Source organism: Vagococcus acidifermentans (assembly GCF_003987655.1).
Taxonomy (GTDB): Bacteria; Bacillota; Bacilli; order Lactobacillales; family Vagococcaceae; genus Vagococcus_B; species Vagococcus_B acidifermentans.
The window spans coordinates 217957-235308 of record NZ_NGKC01000003.1 but is presented as its reverse complement, the minus strand read 5'-3'; the positions used below and the strand labels follow the sequence as shown (position 1 = coordinate 235308).

Here is a 17352-nt window from a genome sequence, read left to right as displayed (position 1 = left end):
TTGATAGTGAGCCCGTCTGTGATACCGTCACGGAAACGATCCTGACTTTTTAAAGCTGGGAAGCTGATCGTGAAAACTCACAGACGGGGAGGCTCGCTGTCAAGGGCAATCGGATAACATGATAAAAGGAACGACACCTTATAAATTTTGTCAAAAAAGGGGTTGCCATACCACAGCCGGGTGATCCGCCTTCTACTGACACGTAGTTGATAGTCTCTCCACAAGATAAATGTCAATCTTCTAGCGCCATACCTGCCTTTGTGTTGTTTAAATAAATCGACAAGTAAGGCAGACAAGGACTCATTTTCCAGTTCAAGTGCGGTGGTTTTTCTATGACAAAAAACATAATATCCAGCTCTTGATACATTAAAGTACTTACAAGCCCGTACAACAGATAATTGTTCCTTGTTTTCTTGAATAAAGGAAAATATCACCTTGGGCTTTTCTTGAGAAAGACCCGGAACTTTTTTAATATCTCTAGCTCTTCTTTCAGTGCCTGGTTTTCTTTCTGAAGCTGTTTTAGTTGATTCTGCCTGATAAACTCTCTGCTGCCTTTTCCTGGAAAAGCCCGTTCACCGTACGTTTCATACTCAGTTATCCAACGGTATAAGGAATTAACATGGACATCCAGTTGTTTAGCGACTGTTTGTGGCGGGTTGCCTTCATTTAGAACGAGTAACACGGCTTGACGTTTAAACTCTTTTGAATAAGATCTTCTCTTCATGTCTATCCCTCCCAAATTCGCTTATCTTTCTGTCCACTTAAGTATAACCCATCCAATCATCATGGCAGAACGTAGACCTAGACAGACATTTACCAAGGAGAATGAGTACTGCAGACGATTAAAGCCATCTAAGAGGAATTTCGGGTCTGTAAAGAATTTACATAAAATCCTTTACAGACCCAATTCGACACTAGTGAATATTATTATTTTCTAGCTAAACAATTATCTTATAATTAACAACATGATAAGCTTTATCCGCTATCGAAAGTATTCGTTCATCATGTGTGGCAATAATGAGTACTTTTCCTTCCTGTTTTAATTGATTAAATAGCCGCATAACCAGTTCAAAGTTTTCTGAGTCTAAATTTGTTGTTGGTTCATCGGCCAAAATGATTGGTGGGTCCAGTATCAAACTGCGGATGATAGCGGCTCTTTGTTTTTGACCACCAGAAATTTTTCTGACCTTTTCAGCAAGAACATCACTTAAATCAAAACGGTTCGCCAGCTCTCTTGCTCTCTTTTCTGCAGTCGATTTTTTTATTTGGGAATTATATAGCGATGGCAGCATGATATTTTCCATGACAGTATAATCATCTATCAAGGCAAAATCCTGTAAAATATAGCCAATCATCTGATTACGAAATCGGCTCATTTGTTCATCATTCTCTGGAAATAGTTGTGTTTCTTGGTAATAGTATTCTCCTGAATCGTATTGTTTTATCCCTGCGATAATGTCAAGCAACGTGGATTTTCCAATGCCAGATTTACCCATGAGGAGAACAATCTCACCCAGCTCTGCTTCGAATCGGGCATTTTGGAATATTCTTTTTTCTTTATATGTTTTTGTAAGATGAGTTAGTTTAAGCATCCAGCATCCTCCAGATTTTTTTCTTGGTAATCAAATTAGAAAAAAGGACCAAACTGGTATTTATTAGAATCAGATACAGATAGTCGGCAAGTAATACGCCAAATCCTGTTAAATAGGCAAATATTACGAACCCACAACTGGCAAATACAATGGGAGTTGCCAACACATATCTGAAATTACTGATTATTTTTTTTGTCGATAATCCGACTACTCGCAGTAATTTGATTTCCTGTTGAAAAATCTTTAAACTGGAAGACGTGATCCAATAGATGATCAGTGCACCAAATGACATGAAAATCAAGGAAAACACTAAGCCGAAAATGAAATTTCCTACATAGTACTTGATTTCTGATTGAAATCTCTCTCTTAATGATCGGATATTGATTGAAAAATTCAAATTTGCTGCTGATTTTTCCACCTTCTTTAAGGTAGACTGCTTAACATCAAAAATCAGCAAGTCATTCATAAACATCGTGTCAATATCGTCAGCCAAGAGTTGCTCTTCCAGCATACTCTTGGTAACAGCTGTCAATTTCGATTTGTCATTTCCCCCATTTCTACTTGACAGAAATTCCTGTTTATTCAAGTACATTTTCGGATTATCATTGGTATCAAAAAAATTATTCGCTAATAAGTGATAAACAGCTTTTTTTGTTTCGCGTGAGTGTGATTTAATCAGACCATCTTCATCCGCATAAGGCGTATAGTTGATTTCATAAATAGTTGTAGATGCTTTACTTTCCAATTCGATTAGAGTCGGAAGCTGTCTAATCATCTGACTGGTTTCATTCCAAAGGTACAAATTCATCAAAAAAGTGGTTAAACACAGTAAGATGAATAAAAAAAATCTTTTTTTAACTATCAGTAAATTAATTTTTTTCATATTATTTTCCTTAGTAATATATATAATATAAACGCTTTGAACGAACTTAAAGTGACTATAAGTATGGTCAAAGTAGTAAATATACCAATATCATGAGTTTTAAGTATTAACCATGTAGATGAGACAAATACTAATAAACTTCCCAGTTGGGAAGAAATGTCTAACACGATACTGTCTTTTATTAGTCTTTTTTTTGACTTTCCAACAACATAATGAATTCTTATCTCCTTCTTGTTAGCAATAATGGTCACTGAAAAAACGGCGATATTGATACAAAACATGGTTATTATAAACATAACTGATCTACTCTGATTGTTGAAAATCATAAATAATCCAGTTAGCAAAATCGTGTACACATTTAATAATATATGTGTCGTTCTTGTTTTATCTCTCATTTAGTCCTTCTTTTTTAAATCACTCAATGTTTTTATTTTTCAAAGAAAAGTGCAGAGATTTGCATTTATAGTTACATAACTTCCCCAAAAAGAATGGTTACGCATTGGTTTTATGATGTTTTTTATCTATTCATTTACCTTCGCCAATCCCTACACTTTACCTTTACACTAAGCAAATGGCAACAATATGAACCACTTACCATCATAAATTATTTAATGATGATAATAATTATTTTTTATTATAAACTATAATAAAATGTTGTTTTGGGAGCCCATGAATTTAAAGAATCCCAAACTGTGACACTGTCATAATCACTTGTAACATTACGCCATGAATCTACATAAGCATAGGCTCCTGCAATATATTTTCCACTGCGATAGTAAGTAATTTGTGCCATTCTGTTTCCTTTTTGAGCGTAAGTTTCTCCAAAGTAAGATAGCTGATGCCAATTTTCTGTGTTCCTTACCCAAGATCTACCATTAGAGCTTTTGTAAGTTGCTGCATAAAACAGTCGATGTAAACATACTAAGTATAGCGAGCGACAGAATAATTTTCTTTTTCATCCTATTTCCTCATCATGTATATTGCTAATATACATTTTTTTAATATCTATGACTCTTTACTATAACAACTATTTTTAACATTTTCTCCTTTCTTATAAATGTATGAATCATATTCTTAATTTAAAATGAATTAGCATCATTTTATTGTATAGTTATTCTAGCTACATGATTACACGAAAAATGATTATCAAAATTAGATAGTACTGTAGCAAAAAAAACTGTAGTATAAAAAAAATTATTGATATAATTTATATTATTTTGTTACAATGAAAAAAACAATCATCAATCATGTTACATCATTACTATTCACCCGGAAGGACTTGATTAAATTGATTAGCGATAATTTAAAAAAATTGAGAACAAAACATAATTATTCACAATGTGATATTGCTGAATTTCTAAAAGTGTCACGACAAACTGTTTCCAGATGGGAAAACAGCAAAAACATACCAGATGGAAATAATCTTATTGAGATTTGCAAACTTTATAACATAAGTATTGAAGATATCTATAAAAAATAGAGTGAATATTCTGAAAATTACAAACCTTTTGAGTGTTCCATGCTAAAAGAGCTATTAGTGTAGAGAAGTGAGCCCTCAGATGCGGTGAAAAATGGAGGCTTATTGTCATGCCCTCACCGGCTCCTTTCTCCGCATTTGATGGCTCTAAACTCCGCTTAGGTGGCTCTAGTCGTCTGCAGTATTCAAACGGGTATCTTCTTGAGCATCATTCGGATGGCCAAAGCAAACCAGTTTGATCCAGGAAAGTATTTGACATTCCTGTTTGAGCACATTTCCAATCTCGAGGTGCTGACCGCTGACACATTGGATGGTTCTGTTGCAAAGTTTCCCATCAGAGTCATTTTAAGGTAAACTTAGTTTAATATGGACTAGGAGGAACGAAGATGGATCACTTTAAAGGCAAGCAATTTATGAAAGATGTCATTATTGTTGCTGTAGGCTACTATCTTCAGTACAATCTTAGTTTATCGGGCGATCGATGCAGATGGTCTCACTTTGGATATATGGTTGCGTAAAAAGCGCGATACACAAGCAGCTTACGCCTTTCTCAAGAGATTAGTAAAACAGTTCGATGATCCAAGGGTTTTAGTTACCGATAGAGCTCCTTCTATTGGCAGTTCCTTCAAAAAATGTCTGGAGTCTGGAACACGGGTTTTATCAGCGGACAGAACATCGCACGGTGAAATACCGAAATAACCTCATTGAACAAGATCACCGTCCCATCAAGCGACGAAACAAATTCTATCGAAGCTTACGAACAGCCTCAACGACGATTAAACGCATGGAAGCCATTTGAGGATTATATAAGAAGAAGCGAAAAGAGGGTACTCTTCGGTTTTTCAGTATGCACAGAAATGAAGATATTAGGAATACCTGCTTAACATATAGCTAGTATGAAACCTGTATTGCTCATTTCTAAACTTTGCAACAGAACCCCTGAAATCAAAAAACGCGCAATGGCAAAATACGAAACCTATCTAAACGAAAAAGGCATCTGAAAAAATCTCAGATGCCTCATTTTAGACAATGTAGTACCAAATTTCGTTTTAAGCAAACATATATGTAGTACCACGAATATGCCAAACACTGGATTAACGTTGATTTACAGACGTTTGTTCAACTCGTCAGCCAACTCTTCAAATCCTGGTTTCCCTAATAGAGCAAACATATTTTTCTTGTAAGCTTCCACGCCCGGCTGGTCAAATGGATTGACAGCATTCAAGTAGCCGGAGATACCGACAGCAATCTCGAAGAAGTACATCAGATAGCCTAATGTGTAGGCATTCATTTCCGGAATAGTAATCACAAAATTTGGTACATCGCCGTCTGTGTGTGCCAGCAAAGTGCCCTGGAAGGCTTTCGTGTTCACAAAGTCGATTTCTTTTTCTTCCAGATAACCCAAGCCGTCCAAGTCTTGCGCCATTTTTGGAATCGTCAGTGTGTGTCTTGCTTTATCAACTTTAATGACTGTTTCAAAAATATTGCGTTGGCCTTCCTGAATATACTGCCCCAATGAATGCAAGTCCGTGGAGAAGTTGGCGCTGGAAGGATAAATGCCTTTCTGGTCTTTTCCTTCTGATTCGCCGAATAATTGCTTCCACCACTCTGAGAAATATTGCAGGCCCGGTTCATAGTTAATCAGCAGTTCTGTTACTTTGCCTTTACGGTACAAAATGTTGCGCAAGGCGGCATACTGATATGCTTCGTTAGTTGCCAAGTCAGGCTGGCTGTACGCATCGCGCGCAGCAGCTGCACCGCTCATCAGCTCATCAATGTCAGCACCTGTCACAGCAATCGGCAAAAGACCAACCGCAGTCAACACAGAGAAACGTCCGCCGACATCATCAGGAATCACAAACGTTTCCCAACCTTCAGCATCAGCTTCTGTCTTAACAGCGCCTTTGGCTTTGTCAGTTGTTGCGTAAATGCGTTTGTTGGCTTCTTCCTGTCCGTATTTATTTACCAGTAATTCTTTGAAGATGCGGAAAGCAATCGCCGGCTCAGTAGTTGTCCCTGATTTAGAGATCACATTCACCGAGAAATCACGGTCGCCGATGATATGAATCAAATCAGCCAAATAAGTCGAGCTGATGCTGTTGCCCGCAAAAAAGACTTGCGGTGCGTTTCGTTCTTCTTTATCGAGCAGATTGTAAAAAGAATGGTTCAGAAAATCAATGGCTGCTTTGGCACCAAGGTAAGAACCGCCAATACCGATGACCACCAGCACGTCAGAATCTTTTTGAATTTTTGCAGCTGCCTGCTTGATACGAGCAAATTCTTCTTTGTCATAGTTGACAGGTAAATCAATCCACCCTAGATAATCACTTCCTGCGCCAGTTCCTTCGCGTAATGCTTTGTCGGCTGCTGTGACTTCATTTTGCATATACCCCAGCTCATGTTCGCCGATAAATTTATCCACTTTAGAATAATCAAACTTAATATGGCTCATTTTCATCCTCCTAAAAGACTTACTTTGAATTATCGTTCACATCTATACTTTACTTTTTTTTCGGTATTTTTTCAAGTTTTAATGAAAACAAAAAAGAAAATCATCTATTTATGTGACATTTTCATCAGCTAACCTGCTTTTGGAGCAGACTGGTCAGATAATTGACATGAAAAAAACGTTTGGAAGCAGTGATTAACTGCTTCCAAACGTCATCTTTTTTCAGCGTTTCAGTCGTTACACGAGACCTTCACGAATCATGGCATCCGCGACTTTTTCAAAACCAGCGATATTGGCGCCTGCCAAAAAGTCCCCTGCCGTACAATAAGTCTCCGCTGTATCCCGGCAATTTTCATAAATATCTTTCATGATTTTCTCCAGTTCACGATCGACTTTTTCAAATGACCATGAGATGCGGTGGGCATTTTGTGCCATTTCCAAACCTGATACGGCTACTCCGCCGGCGTTTGCTGCTTTGCCGGGACAGTACACAATGCCATGCTCATTTAATAAATGAACGCAAGCCATCGTCGTCGGCATATTCGCACCTTCCGCCACAATCGAAACGCCGTTTTCAACCAGCATTTCTCCCTGTACCACGTCGATTTCATTTTGAGTGGCACATGGCAGTGCGATATCATAGGCGAACGGCATCTGCCAGACACTGGCATTTTCTCGGTAAACAGCACTTTCTCTGGCGACGGCATATTCACTCAAGCGCGCACGCCTCACTTCTTTTATTTCTTTCAATAATTCTACGTCAATTCCTTCTGAATCAAAGACGTAACCTGAAGAATCCGAGCAGGCATACACTGTTGCACCGAGCTGATGAGCTTTTTCGATGGCATAGATGGCTACGTTGCCGCTGCCGGAAGCCACGATTTTCTTTCCTGTCAGCGTGTCGTTCTGGTCTGCCAACAGGTGTTTGACGAAATAAACCAAACCGTAACCGGTAGCTTCTGTACGTGCCAAACTTCCGCCCAGCGGAAGCGGTTTGCCTGTCAGCGTGCCGTATTCATAGCCGTTCAACCGTTTGTAGGCACCAAACAAATAGCCGATTTCCCGTGCCCCCACACCGATATCCCCTGCCGGGACATCAACGTCCGGGCCGATGTGCTTTTGCAACTCCAGCATGAAACTTTGGCAAAATCTCATGATTTCGCCGTCTGATTTTCCTTTTGGATCGAAATCACTGCCGCCTTTGCCGCCACCCATGGCAAGACCGGTCAAACTGTTTTTGAAAATTTGCTCAAAAGACAGAAACTTCATGATACTTTGATTAACGGTCGGATGAAATCTCAATCCGCCTTTGTATGGTCCTAATGCAGAATTGTATTGAACCCTATACCCTGTGTTGGCACACCAGTTGCCTTCATCGTCCATCCATGGTACTCTGAATTGAATTAACCTTTCAGGCAATAACAGGATGTCCAGCAGGTTTTTTTCCACGTAGACCGGGTTCTTTTCAAGGAAAGGGGCAATTGAGGGAATGAATTCCTGGACTGCTTGGAGGTACTCATCTTGCCCTTTATTTTTGGCCTCCACTTTTGTCAACAAGTCGGCCAAATATTGTTCTACATTTACCATTGTTTCCACACCCTTATTTTTTGATGCTAATAGTATACAGATTCTTTCAGAAAGTGTACAGCAAATTTTTCTAATTTTCTAAACATTTTTTTTAAGGATAGTTTATCGAATAGAGGAGGAATGACATGACTTACGATGTCATTGTTGTCGGGGGAGGAACCAGCGGCATGATGGCAGCCATATCTGCTGCCCAGTCTGGTGCAAAGACCCTCATTATTGAAAAAAACAAAAAAATGGGACGTAAGTTGACGTTGACAGGCGGCGGCCGCTGCAATGTCACGAACAACCGCCCGTCTGCACATATCATCGAACACATACCGGGAAACGGCACGTTTCTTTACAGTGCTTTTTCTCAATTCGATAATTACGATATCATGGCTTTCTTCGAAGAAAACGGCGTCTCCCTGAAGGAAGAAGACCACGGCCGGATGTTTCCCGTAAGCGACAGCTCTAAAACGATTGTTACCTGCCTTTTAAACCGTTTGAAAGAGCTTGGGGTCAGGACATTGTACCAACGTCCGGTTGCCCATCTAATCGTGACAGACGGTGCTATTGCTGGTGTTGAGCTGGCTGACGGCGAACAGCTGGCAGCGCGCTGTGTCATTCTCACAACCGGCGGGCTGACTTACGGCTATACAGGTTCCACTGGTGACGGCTATAAACTTGCCAAAGAATGCGGCCACCATGTGACACGCCTCTATGCAACAGAATCGCCGCTCAAATCCAATGCCGGCTTCATACGCGACAAAACGTTACAAGGACTCTCCTTACAGGATGTCACACTGTCTGTTTTGGATGAAAAAGGCAAGAGCATTGCGGCACACAGAATGGATGTGCTGTTCACTCACTTCGGACTCTCTGGCCCTGCCGCTTTAAGGTGCAGCATGTTTGTCAATCAAGAACTCGTCCGGCGGCCTGAAGTACTGGTTGAAATAGATGCCATGCCGGACAGCTCTGAGGCGGAGATTGTCTCTCAATTAAAAATGGAACAGACTCGTCAAGGCAATAAATCCGTCAAAAACGGGTTGAAACAGTTTCTGCCTGAGCGATACGTGTTGTTTCTGCTTGAAGTGTCCGGCATCGGCCAGCAAGAGCCCTTTAAACAGGTGACTGAAAAAAAATTGTTGGCATTTGCTAAATTAGTGAAACATTTCCCCCTGCCGGTTCATCAAACATATCCGCTGGAAAAATCCTTTGTGACCGGAGGCGGCATTGACTTGCCGGAAGTCACTCCCAAAACGATGGAAAGCCGATTAGTTGACGGCTTGTTTTTTGCTGGTGAATTGCTTGATATCAACGGCTATACGGGCGGGTACAACATCACAGCAGCTTTTGTGACCGGTTTTGTCGCAGGAAAACATGCCGCAGAAACAGCCAGTTACTTGCAGTGGACATAAAAAAAACAGCCTGTCTGGCTGTTTTTTTATGTCTTTTCAACAGTAACATCTGCAAAGGTACCATTGACTGCTTGGGCCAGTTGCTGCGGAGAAACCCGCATTTGCAAGCCGCGCTTACCGGCTGAAACGTATATGCTGTCAAATGACAGGGCTTTGTCTGAAAAAAAGGTGGCCAGCTGTTTTTTCATCCCTACCGGCGAACAGCCGCCATGCACATAGCCTGTGAGCGGTTCAAGCTCTTTTTGCGGCAGCATGTCAACTTTTTTGTTGCCGCTGATTTTTGCCAGTTTCTTTAAATCGAGTGTGTCGCTTCCCGGAATGACTGCCACTAACGGCCCGGTTTTATTCCCGACGGCGACCAGCGTTTTAAAAATCAGTCGGGGTGAAATCCCCAATGTGTCGGCTGTTTCAAATGCGCCTGTGTGGTGTTCCGTCCACTCATATTCAGATATCTCAAAGGGGATTTTCTTCTGCTCGAGGATGCGCAGTGCATTGGTTTTGTGCGGTTTCTTTTTAGCCAAATGACTCACTCCAATTTTGTTCACACGATAATGTTTTCATAGTTTCGCGCAGTACATCCACTGATAATTGCCCTGGTGCTGAACTCTCGCCTGCCGCGGCAAATGTCAACACCGAGCCGAATAACTCCCCGGAAACTCTGGTGACCTTACCGTACTCTCCCATGCCTATCGCAACAATCGGCATGGAGATCCCTTTGTGGTAATAGGCATCCGTTGTATTCAGTATCGTCAGGACATCACTGGATGAATGCGGCATCACAGCAATTTTGCCGATGTCCCCGCCTAATGAGGCCATTGCCGTAAGACGCTGCAGCAGGTCCTCTTGTGCCGGTGTTTTTTCAAAATCATGGTTGGACAGAACGACTTTGGTGCCGTGAAGATGGGCTGTTTCAATCGTTTCTTTCAACAGGCCCTCTTCCTGAAAAAATTCCAAATCAACGGCATCGATTAAACCTGATTGTGCGAGTGTTTGATTCAGTTTGAAATAATAATCCGGATGAAGGCGGCGCACTCCGCCTTCTTTGGCAGTTCGAAAAGTAAACAGAATTGGTTTGTCGCCCAGCACGCGCCTCAGCACCCAGGCGCCTTTTTGCACAAGTTCCAAATCATGAATGTATTTAAAGTAATCTGCGCGCCACTCAATCATGTCAAAATCCACGTTCAGCAGGTTGAATGCTTCATCGAACAAATCTTGAAATGTATACCCCATCACAGGCACGCAAATTTTTGGCTGATGTTTCCCGATTGTCAAATTTCTTATTCTCAATTAAACCACCAACATTCTTTTTTGTATTTACTGCACCCGATACACGAGTACTTTTAAATAATTCCCTTCCTTGAAATCTTTCGACAATGCGAAATCGAACGGCAGACGGTGGCGGCCGATTTGTTTGTAGGAACGCTGCGCCTTCCTGATCCCCTGTTCCACCATGACCATGAAGCGTTCCATCGGCAGGTTGGCGGCATTCGTCGATGCAATCAGGACACCGTCTTTAGTTATTAATTTTACAGCATTCTCAGTTAATTCACTATAATTTTTTGTCACAGAAAACGTATTTTTCCGGTTTCTGGAAAAGCTTGGCGGGTCTAAAATAACCACATCATACATCAACTGCTTCCTCACGGCATAGTTGAAAAATTCGAACACGTCCATGACAATGATGCGGTGGTCATCCGGGTCCAAGCCGTTGACTGAAAACTGTTCCCTCGTTTTCGGCAAACTGCGCTTGGCTAAATCGACGCTGGTCGTTTCGGCGGCACCGCCCATTGCGGCGGCAACCGAAAAAGCCCCCGTATAGCTGAATGTATTCAACACGGTACGTCCGCTTGCTAGTCCGTCAATCAAGAGGTTGCGGACATCTCGCTGGTCGAGGAATATGCCGGTCATCAGCCCGTCGTTGAGGTAAGTCGCAAAATGGATGCCATTTTCCCTGATAATCAGCGGCTCCGGAGCCGGCTCGCCCCAAATCAGCTGGGATTCCGGCAAATCAGGAGACGCAAAGCGGATTTTTTCATAAACACCGCTAATCTCAGGCAGCTCTGCCAGCAGTGCAGCTAAAATCACTTTTTGGTGATAATAAATACTGTCATTGTACCAAGACAAAACTGCAAAGCCGTTGTAGATATCGACGGTCACACCGCCCAAGCCGTCGCCTTCACCGTTAAATACTCGAAAAGCTGTCGTTTCCTCCGAATGAAACAGAGGTTGCCGTTTGGCCAGCGCTTGACGGAAAAGATGCGCAAAAAAAGACTGATTGATTTTGCGGTCGGGATCATGAGTGATAATCCAGCCGACACCTTTATTTTGTCTGCCAAGATAGCCTGTTCCGAGGTACTGATTATCTTGCGAATAAAACGTCAGCCACTCCCCGATTCGCTCTAAATCGGCCCGGTTCTTCAAATCGATTTCTTGAATCAACGGGTAGCCGCGCTGAAACTTCTTAATATTTTTTTCATTTAGTAACACTTTCTTCATAATTGTGACCTACTTTATTTTATAGTATCTATTACATACTATATCAGTTTTCCCTGTTATTAGGTAACTTTTTTATACGACTTGAGTCTGAATTACTTAAATGTAAAGGAAAATTGATTGACAGCCATTTTATTTGAATGTAAAATTAGGGTTAAATGTTTAGCTGTATTTTTGTTAAGCATATGTTTGACCTAAGAAAGGAAGATTAATACATTGAAACGGAATTATACGCCAAACTGGCTAAATACAAGAATCGGATTCTTTGCGATAGTAGCCGTTTTCTTTTGGCTGAAAACCTGTTTTGCCTACCTGATTGAATTCAATTTGGGAGTTGAAAACATCTTCCAGTACTTCATACTATTGATTAATCCGATAGCGACGACACTATTTCTGCTGTCCGCAGCCCTCTATGTGAGAGGCTCGAAAAAATACTATCTGACAGTCATGATTATTACTGGGTTGAATACTCTGCTGCTCTTCTCGAATATCGTGTATTACCGGGAATTCAGCGACTTTATCACCATCAACACCATTCTTGGTGTCGGCAAAGTGGCCTCTGGTTTAGGAGAAAGTGCTCTGAGATTGTTTCGGCCGTATGATATTTTGTACTGGCTGGATATCATTGTTCTCATTGTCATGCTGGCCACTAAAAAAATCAAAGTTGATACACGCCCGATCAAAGCGCGCAACGCGTTTGCAATGACCTGTTTTGCGGCATTTGCATTTTCCGTCAACCTGACGATGGCTGAGGCCAGCCGTCCTGAATTGTTGAAACGGACTTTTTCAAGAGACCATATCGTGAAATACTTGGGACTTGACGTGTTCACCGTGTATGACGGTGTGCAGACTTATAATGCCAACAAAAACCGTGCGCAGGCAAGTGAAAACGACTTGGTCGATGTGGCGGCATATGCCAAAGAGCACTATGCCAAGCCGAATGACAGCACCTTTGGTATCGCCAAGGGACGAAACGTCATTTACGTCCATCTGGAAAGCTTCCAGCAGTTTCTGATTGATTACAAGCTGACAGACGAACAAGGTGTGGAACACGAAGTCACACCGTTCATCAACAGTTTGTACCATTCCAATGCGACGTACAGTTTTGAAAATGCGTTTCACCAAGTCAGCTCCGGTAAAACCAGTGATGCTGAGACACTTTTGGAAAACTCATTCTTTGGTTTAAGTCAAGGACCATTGTTCACACAATTAGGCGATAAAAACACGTTCCAGGCCGCACCGGCCATCTTGAATCAGGCTGCCGGATATACGTCTGCTGTCTTCCATGGCAACGGCGGCACCTTCTGGAACCGGAATGAAACATACAAACGCTTAGGCTATGACTACTTTTTCGACAGCAGCTACTATGATGTCAATGAAAACAATTCATTCCAATACGGGCTGCATGACAAACCGTTTTTCGAGCAATCCGTACAATATTTGGAACATTTGCAGCAGCCGTTCTATTCCAAGTTTATTGCTGTTTCCAATCATTATCCTTATTCAGAATTTAAGGATGATGAAGCCGGCTTCCCGATGGCTGATACTGCGGATACTACCATCAATGGTTACTTTGCCACAGCCAATTATTTGGACAAGGCAGTTGAAGAGTTCTTCAACTACTTGAAAGCCAGCGGACTGTATGACAATTCCGTCATCGTCCTTTACGGAGATCATTTCGGCATCTCCCGTTCACGTAACAAAGACTTGGCTGAGTTGGTCGGTAAAGAGAAAGACCAGTGGAGCGACTTCGATGATGCACAGATGCAGCGCGTGCCGGTGATGTACCATATTCCCGGACAAACAAACGGCTTTGTCTCAGATACATTTGTCGGACAAGTTGACATGCTGCCGACTCTCTTGCACTTGCTTGGCATTGACAGCAAACCTTACTTGTTCTTGGGACAAGACATGCTGTCCAAAGAACATGAAAACCTGGTTGCTTTCCGAAACGGCGACTTTATGACACCTAAATACACAGTGGTCGGCAAATCCGTTTATGATAATCAAACACAGCTTTTGATTGAAGAATTGACACCAGAACAGCAGCAAGAAATCGATGCACTCACTGAAAAAGTAGAACAGCAATTGAGTATGTCGGACGCGCTGACAAACGGCGACCTGCTCCGCTTCTATACCGATAGCGGGCTGACACCGGTAAATCCGGATGATTATGATTATAAAAACGCAGTTGAAAAGATGAGAGCCATTGAGAATGAGAAAGGCGACGAGTCGACCAGCCTCTATTCGAAAAACGGCGGCAAATCGACGGTCGACCTGTACAGCACCAAATCTTTTCAGGAGTATTACGGACCTGTCAAAGACGAAACAACCTCATCCAGTTCCAGCCAGTAAATAGCTGATGCTCAAAACAGAGATTGCACACTTTTTGAAAGTGTCGACAATCTCTGTTTTTTATTTTGCGGATTTGATTATTAAAAAAACACAAACACAGAATAAATCAATGTTTTATTTCCCTTTATTCATAGTTTTTTCACATATTCCGATTATAATTATTACCATAATTTGGAGGCAGGCAGATGAGACTGATCAAAACAGCTTATTCAGGAACAAAATATCATAAAAAAAGCGCTTTGTTTTTTTGTGTACTGTTTTCTTTGCTGCTTCTTTTGTTAATGACCGTCATGCAGCTGATTCATATTCAGCAAATCAACAGCCGCATCGTACGCGAACAATGGGCGTTGTTTAAAGACAAAGGTCCTGCATTTATCTCGCAAATCTATGCGACTGTGCAGGCATCCAGCAGCGTGCTGGTTACTTCTTACCGCATCGTCCTGATCGGCTGTTTAATTTTGTCGGCACTGAGCTTTTTTCTCTTCAGTTACCTGACTGCCCGCAGACGCAAATCAGATATCCAGTCGCTGCGCTATATGAACGTCCCCAAATACGGTATTGCTATCAGTTTTTTAATGGAGCTTTTCATTTCGGTGATGACCAGCTTTATCCTCGTCGCTGTCGTTCTTTTTCTTTTTAAAGCAGATATTGTTCGTTCAATCTATCAGCTCGACCAGCACTTGCTGGAAAAACAAGTCGCTGTCGAACTCGTCAATCATCCGGATTTAACTGACAGACAAACATCAGACACACCGAACAACGATGATTCGGAGAAAGACAGGCGGCTCATCATCCCTTTCAGCGATACAGCGCTGGCAATTAATTACGGGTATGACATGCCGCTGTTTCAACTGTTCCAAATTTTTCTACGAAGTTTTTTGATACTCGTCGGACTCTTTTTGATTGTATCTTCTCTAGGCTTTTACAGCGTAATTTCCAGATGCTATCAAGTTTTCTATTATTAACGAAGGTGCAGAGATATCATGCAAAAAAAAATCGAGACTCAACTTCACCAGTTGGACCGATTGTTGAGTCATAAACTGTCGCTCATTTATGATGTGGCATCCTCATCAGAGGCATGCAAGAAAGAAATAGGCAAGCTGCTCGACAAACATATACAGCTCAATCAAGTCAGTTTGCTTGGCTATAATCAGATTATGCTGCCTTATTTGCCGGCTATCGACAACATGCTTATCGGGCTGCAAAAGAAAGACAGGGAACTGATTCTGTCAGAGCTGCCTGAAATGGCTAAATTTTTTCGTTTAAGCATGTCTCAACTGAAAAAGGATGCAAGCCAGCTGAGTGTCGAGGAAACAATTATCATCCAGCTGGCACGTGCCATCATTCTTCAAAAAAGCATCATCTTTTTCGATGATGCCAAGAACCATGCCTCAGAGGAATTTATTGCCTCGATTCTCCCCGTCTTCAAAATGATCCGGGAGAATCAGAATACAGCGGTCGTACTAGTCACCACCAGAGGCGACGTCCCTAAGGAGCCGGCTATTTACGACCAGTACTTGACGCTCAATGACATGATGAAGCTGATTAATGCTTAAAAGCCGGTGGCTCGCAGTCACCGGCTTTTAATAGTTATCCCTTGGATTATTGTACTGCTTTCATTATCCAGCCTTCTGGAGCCGCTACATCCCCAAATTGGATACCTGTCAGTTCATCATACAGCTTCTTGGTAATTGGACCTACTTCCGTTTCACTATGGAAAACATGGAACGTGTCGCCATATTGGATGCCTCCGATTGGAGAGATGACTGCTGCTGTGCCGCAAGCACCAGCTTCTTTATATCGGTCCAGTTCACTCAAGTAGACATCCCCTTCAATCGCTTTTAGACCCAAGCGGTTTTCTGCCAGGTAGAGCAATGAGTATTTGGTGATGCTCGGCAAAATCGACGGCGAAATCGGTGTGATAAATTCATCATCGTACGTAATTCCAAAGAAGTTGGCTGAGCCGACTTCTTCTATTTTAGTATGCGTTGCCGGGTCCAGATAAATACAGTCGGAAAATGAACGCGCTTTGGCATCTTCGCCGGGTAAAATGCTGGCCGCATAATTCCCGCCGACTTTCACAGCACCAGTCCCTTGAGGTGCTGCACGGTCATAATCGGAAATAATAAAATTCGTCGGTTTCAATCCGCCTTTGAAATAAGCACCTACCGGCATGCAAAAGACTGTGAAGATGTACTCATCTGCCGGTTGCACGCCGATGCTGTCTCCTACACCGATGAGCAGCGGGCGCAAATACAACGTGCCGCCGCTGCCGTATGGCGGGACATAGTCTTTGTTCGCAGTTACCACTTGTTTGACTGCATCAACAAATTTTTCTTCAGGCACATTGGCCATCATCAATCGTGACGCACTGCGGTTCATCCGTTTTGCATTTTCTTGCACGCGGAACAGATTAATCGAACCGTCTTTACAGCGGTATGCTTTCAATCCTTCGAAACATTGCTGACCATAATGCAGTGCAGGCGACCCTTCACTGATGTGCAGCTGGTTATCCTCAGTCAGCCGTCCTTCATCCCAACTCCCGTTTTTCCAGTGAGAGATATAACGAAAAGGCGTCTTTATATAAGAAAAACCTAAATTATCCCAATCAATTTGTGTCATATCTTGACTCTCCTTTCTATATGTTGACTATTTTACCACAAAATACACAGAATATTTAGTCAATTCTGAAAGTTTTATGTGTTTTTACATGATTACTTTTTTCCGCCCATCACGTTAATTTGAAAGTTGCATCCCCCTAAAAACATCAGCGTTTCTTTTAAGCGTTTTTGATACACAGAAAACAGCACATTCACCTTTTATTCCAATAAACTGATTGATAAAGTCACATGCAGACATACAAAAATTGTCTTTCCAGATGATTTTGTCAGCTTCATAAACCATCAAGCAAAGACATGACAGCAACCAAAAAACACAGCTCCTTTTTCTAAAGTCCGGTCAACATAGTTAGATTTGTTTGTATCACTTTAACCAACTCTCCTTTTTTTATCCGCCAACCACTAAAAATTTATTAAAAATATATAAAAATTGATAAAAAAAGCCAATTTAAGCCCTTATTTATTCAAAGATACTGTATGATAAGGATGGCAAAATTCATT

General features: G+C 41.8%; 17 protein-coding genes and 2 pseudogenes. 7 read left to right on the top strand and 12 right to left on the bottom strand.

From position 1 onward, the window contains the following. Positions 1-77: 77 nt before the first annotated feature. The 5 genes from CBF27_RS14595 to CBF27_RS14345 all read right to left on the bottom strand — a co-directional run bounded on the left by CBF27_RS14595 (position 78) and on the right by CBF27_RS14345 (position 3268). On the bottom strand, positions 78-434 hold the full coding sequence (locus CBF27_RS14595; RefSeq protein WP_211334609.1) for an IS3 family transposase: 357 nt from the start codon (positions 432-434) through the stop codon (positions 78-80). Then, positions 431-724 (bottom strand): transposase, encoded by a 294-nt coding sequence (locus CBF27_RS04585; protein WP_126812831.1) that lies wholly within the window; start codon positions 722-724, stop codon positions 431-433. Before CBF27_RS04585 ends, CBF27_RS14595 begins: the two co-directional genes overlap by 4 nt. Before the next feature lie 214 nt (positions 725-938). Beyond that, a complete protein-coding gene (locus tag CBF27_RS04580) occupies positions 939-1592 on the bottom strand; it encodes an ABC transporter ATP-binding protein (protein ID WP_126812829.1) in 654 nt (217 codons plus the stop codon). Beyond that, entirely contained in the window at positions 1585-2400 is an 816-nt protein-coding gene (locus CBF27_RS04575; RefSeq protein ID WP_170175004.1) for a hypothetical protein, read from the bottom strand. The genes CBF27_RS04580 and CBF27_RS04575 overlap by 8 nt, the downstream gene beginning before the upstream one ends. A gap of 709 nt (positions 2401-3109) precedes the next feature. Next, positions 3110-3268: a hypothetical protein gene (locus tag CBF27_RS14345; RefSeq protein ID WP_245985951.1), complete on the bottom strand. Its 159-nt coding sequence runs from the start codon at positions 3266-3268 to the stop codon at positions 3110-3112. A gap of 432 nt (positions 3269-3700) precedes the next feature. Between CBF27_RS14345 and CBF27_RS14590 the strand changes: the two genes are divergently transcribed. From CBF27_RS14590 to CBF27_RS04560, 3 genes and pseudogenes are all read left to right on the top strand, one after another. Then, positions 3701-3955: a helix-turn-helix transcriptional regulator gene (locus CBF27_RS14590; RefSeq protein ID WP_126812823.1), complete on the top strand. Its 255-nt coding sequence runs from the start codon at positions 3701-3703 to the stop codon at positions 3953-3955. Positions 3956-4114: 159 nt separating this feature from the next. Continuing rightward, the gene (locus CBF27_RS14025; protein WP_148112277.1) at positions 4115-4306 is read left to right on the top strand and encodes a transposase domain-containing protein; all 192 of its coding nucleotides are present in this window, start codon (positions 4115-4117) and stop codon (positions 4304-4306) included. A 32-nt stretch (positions 4307-4338) separates the two neighbouring features. Next, positions 4339-4836 (top strand): annotated as a pseudogene (locus CBF27_RS04560) (DDE-type integrase/transposase/recombinase). A 221-nt stretch (positions 4837-5057) separates the two neighbouring features. Here CBF27_RS04560 and CBF27_RS04555 read toward each other — a convergent pair. Both CBF27_RS04555 and gdhA read right to left on the bottom strand, forming a co-directional pair. Further along, positions 5058-6404: a glucose-6-phosphate isomerase gene (locus CBF27_RS04555; protein WP_126812821.1), complete on the bottom strand. Its 1347-nt coding sequence runs from the start codon at positions 6402-6404 to the stop codon at positions 5058-5060. 234 nt (positions 6405-6638) lie between these two features. Next, positions 6639-7988 (bottom strand): NADP-specific glutamate dehydrogenase, encoded by a 1350-nt coding sequence (gene gdhA, locus CBF27_RS04550; RefSeq protein ID WP_126812819.1) that lies wholly within the window; start codon positions 7986-7988, stop codon positions 6639-6641. Positions 7989-8113: 125 nt separating this feature from the next. Here gdhA and CBF27_RS04545 point away from each other — a divergent pair, with 125 nt between their 5' ends. Then, positions 8114-9385: a BaiN/RdsA family NAD(P)/FAD-dependent oxidoreductase gene (locus CBF27_RS04545; RefSeq protein ID WP_126812817.1), complete on the top strand. Its 1272-nt coding sequence runs from the start codon at positions 8114-8116 to the stop codon at positions 9383-9385. 26 nt (positions 9386-9411) lie between these two features. Here the strand turns inward: CBF27_RS04545 and ybaK are convergent, their stop codons facing one another. From ybaK to CBF27_RS04530, 3 genes are read right to left on the bottom strand one after another with little or no spacing between them, the layout of a single operon-like run. Then, entirely contained in the window at positions 9412-9906 is a 495-nt protein-coding gene (ybaK, locus tag CBF27_RS04540; RefSeq protein ID WP_126812815.1) for a Cys-tRNA(Pro) deacylase, read from the bottom strand. After that, entirely contained in the window at positions 9899-10672 is a 774-nt protein-coding gene (gene aroD, locus CBF27_RS04535) for a type I 3-dehydroquinate dehydratase (protein ID WP_126812813.1), read from the bottom strand. Before aroD ends, ybaK begins: the two co-directional genes overlap by 8 nt. A gap of 27 nt (positions 10673-10699) precedes the next feature. Continuing rightward, positions 10700-11881: a class I SAM-dependent rRNA methyltransferase gene (locus CBF27_RS04530; RefSeq protein WP_126812811.1), complete on the bottom strand. Its 1182-nt coding sequence runs from the start codon at positions 11879-11881 to the stop codon at positions 10700-10702. A gap of 213 nt (positions 11882-12094) precedes the next feature. Here CBF27_RS04530 and CBF27_RS04525 point away from each other — a divergent pair, with 213 nt between their 5' ends. The 3 genes from CBF27_RS04525 to CBF27_RS04515 all read left to right on the top strand — a co-directional run bounded on the left by CBF27_RS04525 (position 12095) and on the right by CBF27_RS04515 (position 15789). Beyond that, positions 12095-14233 (top strand): LTA synthase family protein, encoded by a 2139-nt coding sequence (locus CBF27_RS04525; protein WP_126812809.1) that lies wholly within the window; start codon positions 12095-12097, stop codon positions 14231-14233. A 185-nt stretch (positions 14234-14418) separates the two neighbouring features. Continuing rightward, positions 14419-15198 (top strand): hypothetical protein, encoded by a 780-nt coding sequence (locus tag CBF27_RS04520; protein WP_126812807.1) that lies wholly within the window; start codon positions 14419-14421, stop codon positions 15196-15198. A gap of 18 nt (positions 15199-15216) precedes the next feature. Next, entirely contained in the window at positions 15217-15789 is a 573-nt protein-coding gene (locus CBF27_RS04515; RefSeq protein WP_126812805.1) for a hypothetical protein, read from the top strand. A gap of 46 nt (positions 15790-15835) precedes the next feature. On the opposite strand, the pseudogene CBF27_RS04510 reads toward CBF27_RS04515, so the two are convergent. Next, a pseudogene (locus CBF27_RS04510) lies at positions 15836-16861 on the bottom strand (branched-chain amino acid aminotransferase); the annotation flags it as partial. Between the two features lie 108 nt (positions 16862-16969). After that, a complete protein-coding gene (locus CBF27_RS14100) occupies positions 16970-17137 on the bottom strand; it encodes a hypothetical protein (protein WP_170175003.1) in 168 nt (55 codons plus the stop codon). Positions 17138-17352 lie beyond the last annotated feature (215 nt).

What these genes read in the sequence shown, in the direction of transcription:
- CBF27_RS04585 (WP_126812831.1), bottom strand. Translation starts at nt 724, where the DNA reads ATGAAGAGAAGATCTTATTCAAAAGAGTTTAAACGTCAAGCCGTGTTA.
- CBF27_RS04580 (WP_126812829.1), bottom strand. Translation starts at nt 1,592, where the DNA reads ATGCTTAAACTAACTCATCTTACAAAAACATATAAAGAAAAAAGAATA.
- CBF27_RS04575 (WP_170175004.1), bottom strand. Translation starts at nt 2,400, where the DNA reads ATGAATTTGTACCTTTGGAATGAAACCAGTCAGATGATTAGACAGCTT.
- CBF27_RS14345 (WP_245985951.1), bottom strand. Translation starts at nt 3,268, where the DNA reads ATGGCACAAATTACTTACTATCGCAGTGGAAAATATATTGCAGGAGCC.
- CBF27_RS14590 (WP_126812823.1), top strand. Translation starts at nt 3,701, where the DNA reads ATGAAAAAAACAATCATCAATCATGTTACATCATTACTATTCACCCGG.
- CBF27_RS04555 (WP_126812821.1), bottom strand. Translation starts at nt 6,404, where the DNA reads ATGAGCCATATTAAGTTTGATTATTCTAAAGTGGATAAATTTATCGGC.
- gdhA (WP_126812819.1), bottom strand. Translation starts at nt 7,988, where the DNA reads ATGGTAAATGTAGAACAATATTTGGCCGACTTGTTGACAAAAGTGGAG.
- CBF27_RS04545 (WP_126812817.1), top strand. Translation starts at nt 8,114, where the DNA reads ATGACTTACGATGTCATTGTTGTCGGGGGAGGAACCAGCGGCATGATG.
- CBF27_RS04530 (WP_126812811.1), bottom strand. Translation starts at nt 11,881, where the DNA reads ATGAAGAAAGTGTTACTAAATGAAAAAAATATTAAGAAGTTTCAGCGC.
- CBF27_RS04520 (WP_126812807.1), top strand. Translation starts at nt 14,419, where the DNA reads ATGAGACTGATCAAAACAGCTTATTCAGGAACAAAATATCATAAAAAA.
- CBF27_RS04515 (WP_126812805.1), top strand. Translation starts at nt 15,217, where the DNA reads ATGCAAAAAAAAATCGAGACTCAACTTCACCAGTTGGACCGATTGTTG.
- CBF27_RS14100 (WP_170175003.1), bottom strand. Translation starts at nt 17,137, where the DNA reads ATGGTTTATGAAGCTGACAAAATCATCTGGAAAGACAATTTTTGTATG.